We start from the raw sequence: 14,743 nt of genomic DNA, 5'->3' as shown, positions 1-14,743 counted from the left end.
TAAGAAAGAAAAAACTTACTATTTTAACGTAAGGTTATGTTTTTAATGTGTTTTAGCAAATTTTAATTGCAACAGTTATTGAAATCCCAATAGGATTATCGAGACAGATTTAAGTATTTAATTTGAATAAATAATTCGAAAATTAATCGGGCAAATAGTCAATTCTAAAATCTAATCTTTAGAAATTAACTCGTTTAATTTTTCATAGATAAGAGAAGTTTCAAAACCTTTGCGAAGCAAGTAATCGCAAAATTTCTTTTTCTTTTTTTGGATATTCTTTTCGTGAATCGAATCCCAAATTCGCTCTGAAAGTTTGTGGAAATTTTCAAGATATTCTTCGGCATCAATTTCCTTTAAAGCAGTGTCAATATTATAACGAGAAATATTTCGAAGTTTCAATTCGCGCACGATTCTCGTTCTTCCCCAATATTTTATGCGGTGTTTTCCTCTGGCGAAACTGCGTGCAAAGCGTTCTTCGTTCAAGAAATTATTTTCAATCAAATGAACAACTGCATTATCAATGACAGTTTCTGAAGAGGTCATCGTTTTCAATTTTTGAACTACTTCATCATGACAGCGCTCTTGGTAAGCGCAGTAACCTTCTGCTTTGCGAAGAATTTCTTCAAAAGTAAACGTCTTGTCAGAAGATTTGTAATTCATAATTAAAATATTGATCGTAAAAATATAAAATTCAAGGCTTTTTATTGGGATTGATTTAAAATATTACAATTTGATACCATTCGTCGCTTATTTATAACATCTTGACGACTTTATTAGAAGTTAACATTCTCGATAAAATTAACAATTATTTTTGTTTTAAAATCTCAAGTGACCAGCCCTTTCCCCAACTGTTTTATTGAGAATCAGCCATTTGATGTGGTTGAGAAACGTTAATAATAACATGCGCTTTAAATCAAAGCGTCTAATATTGGGGAAATATGAATAAAAAATTACACTTCAAGATTGCGAGTTCTACGCAAAATCTAAAATTTGGATTTATCCAAAATATTCTTTTGGGTTTTTTATTGATGATGAGTTATGGCGTTGTGGGGCAGACAACATTATATTCCACAAATTTTGGGACAACAAATAATGCAGCTGTAAGTACTTTACCCGGTTGGACAACTTCAGGATCTCAAGCGGGTAATTTAATTTTATCAACAGGATCCGCAAGTACTGGTTATACCACTCCGATAGTAAGTTCTGCCAGTGCAAATTTAGCAGACGCAGCTTCATCCCTTGCAATTGGTACAGCAGTTGCAACATTATCAGGGCAAGTAAATACGACCGGTTATACATCGATTGAAGTTGCATTTGGCAATAGAGCAACAATGTCTTATTCAGGAGTGGTTACATTAGAGTGGAGCTCAAATGGAACAGCATGGAATACGATTTCTACAATACCTAATACAACTGGTTGGGGAGCCACAGGATGGTTATCGCTGCCATTAGGAGCACAAAATCAAAGCAATTTAAGATTTCGATTCTCATTTGTAAGATCAGATACCAGCGGAAATTTCAGAATAGATGATTTTGTAGTAAGAGGAACGTTGTCAACTCCTTGTTCAGGAACTCCAAATCCAGGGAACACAAATGCCACAGTAAATCCGGTAGTTTCAGGAAGCACAACTGTTCTGTCTTTACAAAATACAACTTCTGGTTCTGGAGTTACATATCAATGGCAAAGTTCTACAACTAGCGCAAGTACAGGATTTACAAATATTGCGAGCGCAACTGCAGCAACTTACACAGCATCACCAACAACTAAAACGTGGTATCGTTGTGTGGTAACTTGTAGTGGCAACAGCACTAATTCTAATCCTGCGGAGGTGAATTTGACTTATTGTACGCCAACGTATTCTAACGGTCCTGGGACAGTTGATCAAATCACAAATGTAACGTTAGGAACATTAAGTAATAATTCTGGTGCATCGGCAAGTCCGTTTTATACATTTTATAATGCTGTAGCAATACCAAATATTCAGCAGTCATCTACAGCAAGCGTTTCTGTAACTTTTGGGAGTGATCCAAGTCAGTTTGCAGCAATATGGATTGATTTTAATCAAAATGGTATTTTTGAATCTAGCGAAGGATTGATTTCAGCAAATGCATATCTGAATGGAGGTACTTATGTTTTTAATATTTCAGTTCCTGCTGGTGCAGTTTTAGGAAATACAAGAATGAGAATTAGAGGCGGTGATGATAATGCTTTGACATTGACACAATCTTGTGGTGCCAGTAATAGTGGCTTTGGTGAAACTGAAGATTACATTGTAAATATCATCCCGCCCTGCACACCACCAACAACGCAAGCCAACGCTTTTACAAGTTCTTCCATAACTCAAAATAGCGCAACAATCGGCTGGACAAGAGGAAACGGTACCGCAGGAGTTATAGTTCTTGCACGTGCCACAAGTGCCGTAAATTCAGATCCTTCAAGCGGAAACGCATATACGGCAAATAACTCATTTGGTTCTGGATCACAAATTGGCACAGGAAATTATGTAGTTTACCAAGGCAATGGAAATTCAGTAAATCTAACAGGTCTTTTACCAAGTACAAATTATCATTTTGCGGTTTACGAATACAATAGTGCTGCAACATGCTACAATCTTGTAGAATTAGTGGGAAATTTAACCACGTTGGCACCAGCTGCGGGTACTTTCGTTTGGAACGGATCAGTTAGCTCCAATTGGAACAATACTAATAACTGGACGCCAAATGGAGTTCCTGGCGCGACTAACAATGTTATTATCACAGGAACTGGCGTGGCGAATATCTTAAATATAAATTCAGATAGAACAGTTGCAAATTTTGAATTGGCAGGTTCTAGCCAAAATTCATTCAACTTAACATCTGGTAATACTTTGACAATTACAGGAAACGTGACTTATTCAGGCACGGCTTTCGCAACTTTGGATTGCGAAAGTTTAGTCAATATAACAAGTTCCTCGCCACAGATAATTCTACCATTAAATTATGGTGCGCTTAATGCTGCTGGTGGAAACAGGACTCTTTTAAGTGACAAAACCGTGGGAATATGTTACACATTTACTCCGGGATCTGGAGTTTATACGATAACTGGAAGCACAGTAAATTATTTTTCTTCCGCTGGTTATTCTTACACGATGTTGTCATTCAATTACCATAATCTGAAATTTAGCGGAACTGACATATTTACTTTTGGTGCAGGAAATACTATAAATGTTCTAGGAAATTATGAGCAAACAGCAGGAAAAGTATTTGTTGCAAATACCGCCGGCAGCATCAATACTTTAAATGTTCACGGAAACTTTTTAATGTCAGGTGGAGAGCTCGATTTAAACGGAATTTCAGGTGGGCAAGGTACGATCAATTTGAAAGGAGATTTGCTGATTGGGACAGCTGCTTTATTACGTGCAACTTCTAGCCCTACAACAAATTCCAATTTTAATTTCTCCGGAGTTGGTGATGGACTCACCAGCGCATCAACACAAACTATAGAAATCGCCAGTACGGCAGCTGCAAGTAACAGAAATATTAGCTTTAATGTGAAATCAGGCGCTTATGTACAACTCTCTAATATAGATTTTGCATTAGGAAATAACTCAAGATGCGTAGTAGAAACTGGTAGTAAATTCGACTTTGGTTTCAATGGAACAACCGCTTTGAATATTGCCGGAAATGGAGTCACAGGAACTGGATTCACATCCCAGTCTGACGCAACTTTAATTATTTCTTCTCCACAAGGAATCATGAATACTTCCGGAGCGGTTGGTAATATCCAAACAAATACAGCTCCTAGTATTAGCCAAACCGGTAATTTCTACTTTGTTGGAAAACAAAATCAAATGACTGGAACTGCGCTCACAAACGGTTCTACAACAAAAAATATATTTGTAAACCTTGCAGATAATTCTTTAGAACTACGATTAAATAATGTGATCGGAATTGGAACTAATGGAAAACTTGAAATTCAAAAAGGAACAGTAATTGGAGCAACCGCAGTTGATTTTACAGGTCCTGGCCGACTAATTATGACTGATGGCGAATATAGAATCAGCACCATTACAGCAACACCAGCATCAGATTTTCTGCCACAGTTATCTGGATATAATAATTATAGCTTAACCGGAGGAACCGTGACTTTAAACGGATCAAATGCGGACCAAGTACTTTCTCACATTCCGAGTTATAAAAAATTAAAAATTGCAGGAACTAACATTTTAGGAAGTAATGATAAGAAAGTAAGCGGTCCAAATATTACGATAACAGAGCAGCTTCAAATCACCGAATCTGCAATATTTAATTCCGAAAACAGAGGTGTTATCGGAACAGCAAGCGTAGAAATGACAGGAAATTCGCGTTGGAGAAATTCTAGAACAACAACCACGCAACCAGAACTCTCCGGAACGTACACTTTAACCAGTGGAACAATGGAATTCTACGGAACCGGAGCAATAACCGGACAAAAAATTAAAGGTGGTATTAAATACAACAACATTGATGTCAATTCAAATTCGCAAAATTCAGATTATTCAAATATCGAAGATTTTCATAACGTCAGTCCGTCGTCAAGTATTGAAATTGCTGGCGCTCTAAACATAAATTCACCCGCAGTTTTTAAAATAGGAAGTACTTATAATATTTTTGGAGCTGGAAATATAAATGTAAATCCAGGAGCAACTTTGCTTTATGGTTCTGAAAATGGCATAAAAACGACTGGAACGAGTGCCTCAGATGGAGCAATTAGACTTGTTGGAACAAGAAATTTTTCAAATTTAGCTTCGTACGGATTTATTGGAAGCCAAGCAACAATGATGTCTGGAAACGGATTGCCTTCCACAATTGAAAATCTTTATGTGGCAAGAACGAACACGCTTCAAGACGTGGATCTTACAAATCCAAATCTTACCGTTAAAAATAAAATGTATTTAATCAGCGGGAATCTCGTTACCGGAAGCACTAATTTGCAACTAGGAACCGACGCCACAAACAAGGGACTTTAGAATATACTTCAGGTTTTGTAAAAGGAAGATTGACACGCTGGTTTAACGGAGCGAATTCAAACGATGCTACGGGACTTTTTCCAATAGGAACAACTGATAACAAGAATCGTTTTGCAAGAATCGCTTTTAACGGAACTTCTGGCGGAACATTAACTGCTTCCCTCAACACATCTTCAATGGGAATTGCTGGAGTTTCAACGCTAACCGCAATTCCAGCGGTCGGCTCTTGTACTACATTCGATGTTTCTAATACCGAAGAATTTTTCTGGAATATCGTTCCAACTGGAGTTTCCGGAAATTACACTGCTTCATTTACGCGAGAAAGTAGTTCTACAGATCCAATTTGTGAAATGACGCTATTAAAAAGAGCAACCACAAATTGGGAAATTCAAGGAACTCATGCAGAACCGTCTGGAACTTCAAACATGGTTACAGTCAGCCGTTCTGGATTGACAAATTTTAACGACTTTGGATTCGGATTTAAGCGTTGCATACCCACAATCTGGAATGGTACCGCGTGGTCAAACGGTTCGCCATCAAGCTTACACGCCGTGACTTTTAGCGAAAATTTTACAACTACCGGAAATCTTGTAACGTGCGAATGTCAAATAAACACGGGTAAACAATTGACAATTATGCCGAATCATACCTTAGAAATAAAAGGAAATTTGAATAACAGCGGCACCTTAATAATTGAAAATAACGGAAGCCTTGTACAACACGATGATTTTGCAACAAATACCGGAAAAATTATCATGAAACGCGAAACCCAGCCAATGTATCGATACGATTTTACATATTGGTCGTCGCCATTGAAGCAGGCTTCGGGCTATAAATTGGCCGATCCTAATTTGGCAATTCCAAGCCTTTCGCCGGCAACACTTTGGGATAAATATTATTTCTGGAATGCCACGAGCCAAGCCTGGAATACAATTCCAAGTGGCGATGAAGTCATGATTCCCGCAAAAGGATATATCGTGAGAGCGCCACAAACCTATTCAACAGATCCTTTTACAACGCAAACCTATCAAGCGATTTTTGAAGGTTTTCCAGGAAACGGAATTGTAAATGCGCCGATTTCTACAACTTTAAACGATTTTAATTTAATCGGAAATCCATATCCATCGGCGGTAAGCGCAGATTTGTTTTTAAGTAACGCTTTAAATACCTCAGTTGTGGACGGAACCATTTATTTGTGGACACATAATTCGCCTCCAAGTGACGCTATTTCCGGAAGTAGCGCTTACAATTACACGTCCAGCGATTATGCAAGTTACAATTTCACAGGAGGAACGGCCACGGCACACAACGCTACAACTGAACCAAATACGACAATAAATACTCCAACCGGATTTATTGCTGCCGGCCAGTCATTTTTCATAAAATCAACTGGCGGAGGAAATGCTATTTTCAATAATTCAATGCGCGCTGTCAACAATAACAATCAGTTTTTTAGAACATCAAATTCAAATGAAGTTTCTCAAAGTATATTGGAAAAACATAGAATTTGGTTGAATATTTCAAATACTCAAGGCGCTTTTAATCAGACTTTGGTGGGTTATGTTCAAAATGCTACAAATGGTTTAGAGCGTGGTTTTGACGGAGAATTAATGGGTGGCAATTACGTAACGCTGTATTCGATTGCCGAAAATAAAAACCTTACGATTCAAGGAAGAAGCCTCCCGTTTGATGTTCAAGATCAAGTAATTTTAGGTTTCAAGACAACAATTGCAGGAAATTTTAACATCAGCATTGACCATTTCGATGGATTGTTTGATAACCAAAACATATATTTGGAAGATAAATTGCTTAACATAATTCATGATTTAAAGCAATCTTCTTATGATTTTGTAGCACCAATTGGTACTTTCGATACAAGATTTGTCTTAAGATATACCAATTCCACGTTGGGAATTGGTGAATTTGCATCAAATAATAACGATGTAATTGTGTATGCAAAAGACAAAACCATAAAAGCAATTTCTGCCAAAGAAAATATTGAAAGCATAAAAATCTATGATTTGCTCGGACGAATGATTTATGAAAATAACGATGTAAACTCAATGACGTTTTCCGTAAGCGAAATCACTGCAAACCAACAAGCTTTGATTGTGAAATTAAAATTAGAAAGCGGACAAAATTTAGAAAAGAAAATTATCTTCAATTAAAAATTTATTCCAAAATAAAAAAGAGGCAGAATCAACGTTTGCCTCTTTTTTTATCATTTATTTTTAAACCGGAAGGTGTAGTTTTTTGTGTGTTTGAACAACAGCCTGCTGATTTTTATAGTCAATCCAAGCTTGTCCTTTCCATTTTCGCATCAAATTATCAAAATGGCGCATGATTATAATATTATAAACAGCTTTGCCCAAATTTGAAATTTTCCTTGGAAACGCTCTCAAACTCATTGAAAATCCGGGTGTCAAATATTTCATATAATGCCAATAACCTTCTGGCATATAAAGCATTTCGCCGTGATTTAAGTTGCAAATCAAACCTTTTGCTTGCTTTAAAGCGGGCCATTTTTCAAAATCGGGATTGTCAAAATCGATGTCTTCCCTTGAAATCAAAGCATGAGGAACTTTATACAAATAAGGAGTTTGGTCTGGAGCAAAGAGAACGCACTGTTTTTTTCCGTGGAAATGAAAATGCAAAATATTGGAATAATCGATGTCATAATGGATGAAAACCTTTGAATTTTCTCCGCCAAAAAACAACATTGGCAATTGTTTTACCAAACGTAATCCAATATCCGGCCACTTAAAATCATTCCGCAACGACGGAACTTCGTTCATTAAATTGTATAGAAAAATGCGATAATTCGTTGGTTTTGATTGAAGTAAATCGATGTATTCTGACATTTTCATTTTTGCGTGCGCCTCATTAAATCCGTCTTTGTGGGTAACCGGGCGATCGTCATAAAGCGGAACAGTTTTTTCGCCAGCAATATCTTTTATGTAATTCAGCTTCCATTTTTCATAGGCCGGCCAATCTTTGGTCAAGTTTTCAATGACCAAAGGTTTTTGTTTTTTTACATAATTGTTATAGAAATCTTCTTTTGAAATGGTTTTAACGCGCTCAATTTCAGTTAGATGTAGTGGCATACAAATAGATGGGTTTGAGATAATACTCATTTTAGTGGTCCGGTTTATAACAAAGTTACTAAAGGATTGCTAAATTGTAAAGTCCGAAATCTTAAATTTTTGCCATATTAATTTAAGAATCTACCCAAAATAGTTACAAGAAATCTTAAAGTGTTGAAAGATAGTCATAAAGGTGAATATCTGAAGGCAATTCCATTCGTGTAGCAATTCGTTCTTTTCGTTTTCGGCAAGCGTCTGGCGTAATATTCAACATAGAAGAAATTTCTTTCGTACTGAGGTTCATATAGATATAAGTGATGAATCGAATGTCGTTTGCATTTAACTTCGGATGTTTTTCTTTCAGATTATTCAAGAAAGTTTGATTTATTTCTTCAAAATGCGTGATGAAATTATCCCATTCATCTTCAGTTTTTAAATGACCTTTGAGCGTTTGAATGTGGCTCACAAGATGCGCGTCTTTTGAAATTTCTGGAAGCTTTGACAGCGATTGCAAAGTTTCTTCAATTAACTCATTTCTGCCCGAAAGATATAAGGCTTTCGCCGAAAGCTTGCGGTTTTTCTGTTCAATTTCGTTCTTTAATTTTTCTTGTTCCAATAAAGAACTCGTCTCTTTTTCGGTAATCATTTTCTCCAAAAGAAGGTTGTCGCTTTTTTCTTTTTCTAATTCTAAAGAGATGATTTGCTCGTTTCTTTCGGCAATTAATTTTTTCTGTTTGTGCTTCACCGAAAGATTTCGAAGCGTTAGAATTATAAAGAAAACGATCACAGCGATCACAGCAATTACCGAATAGAAGATTTTTCGCTCGTTAGAAATTTTTGCTTCCTTTAAAGCAATTTCTTTCTTGTAATTCTCCATTTCAAATTTTACTCTGCTGTTTTCAAAAACACGTCCGTTTTTTATTTCATTGAGTTCGCTTTCGGTTTTGATAATTGAATCTTTAAAATTCAGCGCTAAATCAAAATCCTTTTTTCTTTGGCTAATATCAGATAGTAGTTCGAAAACTTCTACTTTCGTCTCCAGATTTGGATTTCTTCCAAAGATTTTATTAGCATAATCTGTCGCTAAATCTAGATTATTTTCTTTCAAATGACTTCTCGACATCACCAGCAAAAGTGAAATTCCTACATCGTTATAACTTAAATCTTTTGTTGTTTTTAGCAAATCGTCCGCCACATTTCGGGCTTGACCTGTATTTCCTTGTAACATATCGTTTTCGGCAAGTGCCATTTTTGCTAAAATCTCAAGTTGAGGTTGTGGTTTCAACAACGGAAGCGCTTCCTTAAAATAGTTTCTTGCGATTTTTAATCTGTTTGTTTCATTGGCCACATTTCCAAGATTCATCGCATAAAGTCCGATTTTTAATTGATCTTTATTTTCAACTGCAATGTCATAAGCTTTCTTAAAATATTCGTTTGCTTTTTCATAATTTTTTTCCTTAGAATATAAAATAGCGATATTATTTAAGACGACCATCTCAAATTTTGGTTCCAAATGTTTTACCGCAATCGTATAACTTTCAAGATAATAATTTAGCGCTTCGCCATAATCAAGAAGGTTGTAATAATTGGCTCCAATGTTATTCGTGGCCAAAAATAACTGTTTGTACCAACGATTTTTTTCTGCTAAAGAGCGCGCTTCCGTTAAAAGTTCAAGTGATTTTACGTGATCTTTTTTCCAAAGCGCATCAATTCCATTTTGAATCAAAGTATCACAACGCTGGATGTTTCCTGCCGAAATTGTTGAAGTGAAAAAAGCGCACAACAAGAACGCAAACAAAAGGAACTTGAAATGATTTGATTTTTTCGGCATAGTGGTAGTTTGTGATTTCAAATATAAGAATAACTAAAATACAATTGGTTGCGTCGGCAAATTGCGAAATTTCAATAAAAAAAGCTTTTCTTGTTTTCAAGAAAAGCTTTTGTGTTTACTATCAAAAAGTTATGGTTTATTCTTTTTTACCTGAAGCTTCAAGATTTCTTTCAATCTTATGTCCCGGACGCGTCCATTTTGGTTTTTCTCCTAAAGCTTGAAACGCAGAATCTTCTGCTTCAACAGTTTTTGGTTGAGATACTTTTGTGAACGGTTTTTGAGGTTTTAATCCCAATGTTTCAAACATTTTCATGTCTTCATTCACGTCTGGATTGGGCGTTGTCAGCAATTTATCGCCAGCAAAAATAGAATTTGCGCCAGCAAAAAAGCACATCGCCTGACCTTCGCGCGTCATGTTCGTTCTTCCCGCAGAAAGACGAACTTGCGTGTTTGGCATCACGATTCTGGTGGTGGCAACCATTCTGATCATTTCCCATATTTCAACCGGTTTTTCTTCTTCAAGAGGCGTTCCTTCCACGGCAACAAGCGCGTTGATTGGTACTGATTCTGGCTGCGGACTTAAAGATGCCAATGCCACAAGCATTCCAGCTCTGTCTTCAGCACTTTCTCCCATTCCAATAATTCCACCACTGCAAACGGTTACATTCGTTTTTCTGACGTTTTCAATAGTTTGCAAACGATCTTCATAACCGCGCGTTGAAATTACTTCTTTATAATATTCTTCTGAAGTATCTAAATTGTGATTGTAAGCGTATAATCCGGCTTCTGCCAAACGATGGGCTTGGTTTTCAGTGATCATTCCGAGTGTGCAACAAACTTCCATGTCAAGTTTATTGATCGTTCTGACCATTTCAAGAACTTGGTCAAATTCTGGCCCGTCTTTTACATTTCGCCACGCGGCACCCATACAAACGCGAGAAGAACCGCTTGATTTTGCTCTCAAAGCTTGTGCTTTTACTTGAGAAACAGACATTAAATCGTTTCCTTCCACGCCAGTGTGATAACGTGCGGCTTGCGGACAATAACCGCAATCTTCAGGACATCCGCCAGTTTTTATTGAAAGCAATGTGGAAACCTGCACCACATTTGGATCGTGATTAATTCTGTGAACCGCGGCAGCTTCAAAAAGCAAATCCATCATCGGTTTATTATAAACTTCAAGAATTTCTTCTTTGGTCCAATTGTGTCTTGTGGTAGTCATTATTGTTTAGTTTAGTTGAATCAAAAGTAGGTATTTACTTGAAAAGTAAAAAAGAACTTCCTTTAATGTTTGGATTTCGCTTCGATGTAAAAACTAATCAATTGATTATGAAATATAAAAACTAATTTAGAACTTTAATAGTTCAACTGATAATGTAAGATTTGTATTATTTTATCCTAATAAAAAATGAAAAAGAGTGCGGGAATTCTTCTGTTTAAGAAATTAAAATCTGAAATTTATTTTTTCATAGCACATCCTGGCGGCCCATTTTGGAAAAACAAAGATGTTGGAAGCTGGTCAATTCCCAAAGGCGAATTTACCGATGAAGAAGAACCGCTTCAAGCTGCAATTCGGGAATTTCAGGAAGAAACCGGAATTTTTTTGGAAGGAGAATTTGTAGAATTAAATCCGGTGCGGTTAAAATCTGGGAAAAAAATTTTTGCATGGGCTTTAGAAAAAGATGCCGATGAAACTTCAATTGTCAGCAATGAATTCCCGTTAGAATGGCCTCCAAAATCTGGAAAATTTATAACTATTCCCGAAATTGACAAATGTGGCTGGTTCAAAGAAGACGAAGCAAAAGAAAAATTAAATGTTGCGCAATCCGATTTTATCGACCAAATGATTAAAAAATTGAGCTAAAAAAAAAGGACCGCAATTGCAGTCCTTTAATTATATATTGTTGTGATTAATCTACTTGATTGATTTTTTCTACTTTGTCTTTCCAAAATTGCATCATTGCAAATGAAACAATCATTGACGCTGCCGCACCTTCAATGAATAATCCGAAGCAAAATTGGTATAATGAAGGATCTCCACCACCAAAAATGTAACTGTCAGCAAATGTTTCTAAATAAGAATCGCCACCTTTATATTCAACGTAAATCATGAAAGCAATCAGCCCTAAAACCAATCCGAACATTGCAGTTATAAAACCGGCTAAAAGATTTGTTAAGTAACCTTGTTTCCCTTCTGCGGCATTGGCTTTAATCGTTCGATTTACTCCATAAATCACGAAAACAAAGTTTACTAATCTTAAATAAATTTGGTCTTTTAAGCCTAAAGCTTCAATCAGCAGAAAGTATAAAGCGATGCCTATAAAAATAATAAATCCGTTGGTTAAGAGTCTTGAGAATTTCATAATTTTTGTTTTTAGTTAGTTAATAATTAAATTGAGGTAGTTTAATTATTGCTTAGATGTTTTACTAAAATTACAAAATATTATCTGAAATTTCAATCAGCGGTTGTTTAATAATAAGATTTTTAATAAAACTTTAATAAACAAGTTTTTTCTGATTAAGACTTTAAATTATTTAGATTCGATTTTATTTCCTTGATTGTCATAAAGTAAGATCCATTCATTGTGGAAAAAGTAGTCCCATTCGGCGGAAGCCAAATCTACTGAGGGATCGATCAACTGCTTCGTAGGTTTGCCATTTATCGATACAAAAGTGTCTGCGTAAATGCTAACATCGATTCCTTTTTTCGCGTATTCTTTTTTAATTCTTTGGGCCAATTGCCAGATCGCATCAGGTTTATCAGAAATCGAATTGTACTGTTTTTGAGTCAATCTTATTATCGAATCAAAATTTAATCGAGCGTTTGTTTTTTTGTCAATAACCTTTAAAACGGTGTAGCCAGTTCGGGACCGAAGCATCATTCTCCAGCTTAAACGGTGCCCTTCTTCGGTCCATAAAACATCGCCTTTGATGAACCAATGACGAATGGGGAGCAAAATCTGAATTATAAAATAAGGAAGAAAAAAGTATAAAAGAACCGACTTGTTTTCATAAACGGGCTCTTTCTCTAAATCTAAAATTGGTTTTTTTCTGAAAAAAATCTTTCGCATTTTCTCTGGTGGATAAAAGAAAACGGCAAAGCTCAAGGCAAAAAACGGAAAAATTCCGATTTGCAATGTAACTGCGTTAAAGAGATGGAAAATTAACGAAGCAACAAAAGCGATGGTTCGAGTTCGTTTCCAAAGAAGCATCGGAATAATTAATAAATCAAAAGCTATTCCTGAATAAGCGATGAAAAGATAGAACCATTTTTGGCTAAAAATTTCTTGAATCCAAGGAATAGGTGATTTATTTACCAAAAGATTTTTAGTAAAAGTACCGTCAAGCCAATCGGGATAAAACTTGGAAACTGTCGCAAAAAAATACACAATTGCCACTTGAAGAATCATTACCAAAGAACACCATTTTGGCATACTCAGTCGTTTAATATCTGGATTTTGTCTTACATCAACCGAAGCATATCGATTTGCCGGAAGAAAAATCATTATCAAACACACCAAAATCAGCATGTAATAATGATTGTTATACGATGTTTTTTGCATCCAATAGGTCAGTGTCCAAAGAACGGTGTATGCAGAAAGTGAGTAGCGGTATTTGTAGCCAATCATCACCAAAACGCCTAAAATTCCCATTGTGATAAAATACAAATACATTCCAATTCCGGGAAGTGGTTGCAACCAATCCATCCCAATATGGTTGAAAGTGAATTGTGGTTTAATGAAATTTTCGTTTACCCAACCCGTTAAAATGGCGCCAAAAGTTTCTGCGGCGAGAAGAAATCCGAAGAAAATCCTGAAAATAATTAAAGGCGCATTGTCAATGGGCTGAAACAGTTTTTTCATTATCCTTTGATGTATTCTTGTGTTGCGATTTTATCTTTTGAAATTTGTTCTTTCAATGCTTCCAGCGAAGCAAATTTTTCTTCGGAACGAATTCTGTGTAACAATTCAATTTTCAATTTTTTATCATACAAATCATCCGAAAAATCTAAGAAATTAGTTTCAATAGTCTGTGTCTGACCACCAACTGTGGGATTTGTTCCGATATTCATCATCCCAAAAACTTCTTTTTCGTTGATAAAACTTTTGACTACATAAACTCCGTTTTGAGGAATCAATTTATAATCTTCTTCGATTTTTAAATTGGCGGTTGGAAACCCGATTGTTCTTCCCAATTGTTTTCCTTTCACGATAATTCCGGTCAAAAAGTAATTGTAACCCAAATATTCGTTTGCAAGATGAATGTTTCCGTCTTGCAAAGCGTTTCTGATTTTAGTAGAAGAAATCGAAACTTCGTCAATTTCTTGGGCAGAAATCTGTTCTACGTCAAAATGGTATTTTTGGCCAAAGGCAATTAAATCGTGAATATCTGCAGAACGATTTTTTCCAAATCGATGATCATGACCAATGATTATTTTCCCGACATTGAACTGGTTTACAAGAATTTCTTTTACAAATTCCTCGGCAGACAACTGCGAAAAACTTTGGTCAAACGGATGAATTATCAGATTTTGCAAGCCCGCTTTTTCTAATAATTCTGCTTTTTCTTCTATTGTATTCAAGAGTTTTATATCTGATTTTTCTTGAAGAACCATTCTTGGATGCGGAAAAAAAGTAAGCACAAGACTCTGATGCTTGTCAGGAGAATGCTGTGTCAGCCTTTCGATAATTTTTTTGTGGCCTAAATGTACGCCGTCAAAAGTGCCTAAAGTGACTGTAGTGGGGCTGTTAGATTTAAAATCTTGTATCTTATTAAAAATATTCAAAATGCAGGGATTATCTTTTTACAAATTTATGCTATCAAACGGATATATAAAACGA

The 14,743-nt window shown here is 35.9% G+C and carries 10 protein-coding genes; 3 read left to right on the top strand and 7 right to left on the bottom strand.

Going from position 1 to position 14,743, the window contains the following annotated elements; translation table 11 throughout:
* Positions 1-171: 171 nt before the first annotated feature.
* Entirely contained in the window at positions 172-660 is a 489-nt protein-coding gene (locus ACFPVY_RS16770; protein WP_379793313.1) for a regulatory protein RecX, read from the bottom strand.
* Positions 661-938: 278 nt separating this feature from the next.
* Here ACFPVY_RS16770 and ACFPVY_RS16765 point away from each other — a divergent pair, with 278 nt between their 5' ends.
* Positions 939-4,988 carry a beta strand repeat-containing protein gene (locus ACFPVY_RS16765; RefSeq protein WP_379793312.1) on the top strand — a complete coding sequence of 1,350 codons (4,050 nt, stop codon included), beginning with the start codon at positions 939-941 and terminating at the stop codon, positions 4,986-4,988.
* A gap of 29 nt (positions 4,989-5,017) precedes the next feature.
* Positions 5,018-7,156, top strand: a complete 2,139-nt coding sequence (locus ACFPVY_RS16760) for a T9SS sorting signal type C domain-containing protein (protein ID WP_379793310.1) — start codon at positions 5,018-5,020, stop codon at positions 7,154-7,156.
* Positions 7,157-7,219: 63 nt separating this feature from the next.
* Here the strand turns inward: ACFPVY_RS16760 and ACFPVY_RS16755 are convergent, their stop codons facing one another.
* The 3 genes from ACFPVY_RS16755 to bioB form a co-directional block, all read right to left on the bottom strand.
* The gene (locus tag ACFPVY_RS16755) at positions 7,220-8,092 is read right to left on the bottom strand and encodes a cupin-like domain-containing protein (protein ID WP_379793308.1); all 873 of its coding nucleotides are present in this window, start codon (positions 8,090-8,092) and stop codon (positions 7,220-7,222) included.
* A gap of 145 nt (positions 8,093-8,237) precedes the next feature.
* Positions 8,238-9,902, bottom strand: a complete 1,665-nt coding sequence (locus tag ACFPVY_RS16750) for a tetratricopeptide repeat protein (RefSeq protein ID WP_379793307.1) — start codon at positions 9,900-9,902, stop codon at positions 8,238-8,240.
* A 136-nt stretch (positions 9,903-10,038) separates the two neighbouring features.
* The gene (gene bioB / locus ACFPVY_RS16745) at positions 10,039-11,124 is read right to left on the bottom strand and encodes a biotin synthase BioB (RefSeq protein ID WP_379793306.1); all 1,086 of its coding nucleotides are present in this window, start codon (positions 11,122-11,124) and stop codon (positions 10,039-10,041) included.
* 186 nt (positions 11,125-11,310) lie between these two features.
* Here bioB and ACFPVY_RS16740 point away from each other — a divergent pair, with 186 nt between their 5' ends.
* Positions 11,311-11,766, top strand: coding sequence for an NUDIX hydrolase (locus ACFPVY_RS16740; protein ID WP_379793305.1), 456 nt, complete (start codon positions 11,311-11,313; stop codon positions 11,764-11,766).
* Between the two features lie 46 nt (positions 11,767-11,812).
* Here ACFPVY_RS16740 and ACFPVY_RS16735 read toward each other — a convergent pair whose 3' ends face one another.
* The 3 genes from ACFPVY_RS16735 to ACFPVY_RS16725 all read right to left on the bottom strand — a co-directional run bounded on the left by ACFPVY_RS16735 (position 11,813) and on the right by ACFPVY_RS16725 (position 14,688).
* The gene (locus tag ACFPVY_RS16735) at positions 11,813-12,265 is read right to left on the bottom strand and encodes a hypothetical protein (protein ID WP_379793304.1); all 453 of its coding nucleotides are present in this window, start codon (positions 12,263-12,265) and stop codon (positions 11,813-11,815) included.
* A 168-nt stretch (positions 12,266-12,433) separates the two neighbouring features.
* Positions 12,434-13,768 carry an HTTM domain-containing protein gene (locus ACFPVY_RS16730; protein WP_379793537.1) on the bottom strand — a complete coding sequence of 445 codons (1,335 nt, stop codon included), beginning with the start codon at positions 13,766-13,768 and terminating at the stop codon, positions 12,434-12,436.
* Positions 13,765-14,688 (bottom strand): bifunctional riboflavin kinase/FAD synthetase, encoded by a 924-nt coding sequence (locus ACFPVY_RS16725; protein ID WP_379793303.1) that lies wholly within the window; start codon positions 14,686-14,688, stop codon positions 13,765-13,767. Before ACFPVY_RS16725 ends, ACFPVY_RS16730 begins: the two co-directional genes overlap by 4 nt.
* Positions 14,689-14,743: the final 55 nt, after the last annotated feature.

The organism is Flavobacterium qiangtangense (genome assembly GCF_042658345.1).
Taxonomy (GTDB): domain Bacteria; phylum Bacteroidota; class Bacteroidia; order Flavobacteriales; family Flavobacteriaceae; genus Flavobacterium; species Flavobacterium qiangtangense.
This window is presented reverse-complemented; position numbering and strand designations above follow the sequence as displayed.

What these genes read in the sequence shown, in the direction of transcription:
- ACFPVY_RS16770 (WP_379793313.1), bottom strand. Translation starts at nt 660, where the DNA reads ATGAATTACAAATCTTCTGACAAGACGTTTACTTTTGAAGAAATTCTT.
- ACFPVY_RS16765 (WP_379793312.1), top strand. Translation starts at nt 939, where the DNA reads ATGAATAAAAAATTACACTTCAAGATTGCGAGTTCTACGCAAAATCTA.
- ACFPVY_RS16755 (WP_379793308.1), bottom strand. Translation starts at nt 8,092, where the DNA reads ATGCCACTACATCTAACTGAAATTGAGCGCGTTAAAACCATTTCAAAA.
- ACFPVY_RS16750 (WP_379793307.1), bottom strand. Translation starts at nt 9,902, where the DNA reads ATGCCGAAAAAATCAAATCATTTCAAGTTCCTTTTGTTTGCGTTCTTG.
- bioB (WP_379793306.1), bottom strand. Translation starts at nt 11,124, where the DNA reads ATGACTACCACAAGACACAATTGGACCAAAGAAGAAATTCTTGAAGTT.
- ACFPVY_RS16740 (WP_379793305.1), top strand. Translation starts at nt 11,311, where the DNA reads ATGAAAAAGAGTGCGGGAATTCTTCTGTTTAAGAAATTAAAATCTGAA.
- ACFPVY_RS16735 (WP_379793304.1), bottom strand. Translation starts at nt 12,265, where the DNA reads ATGAAATTCTCAAGACTCTTAACCAACGGATTTATTATTTTTATAGGC.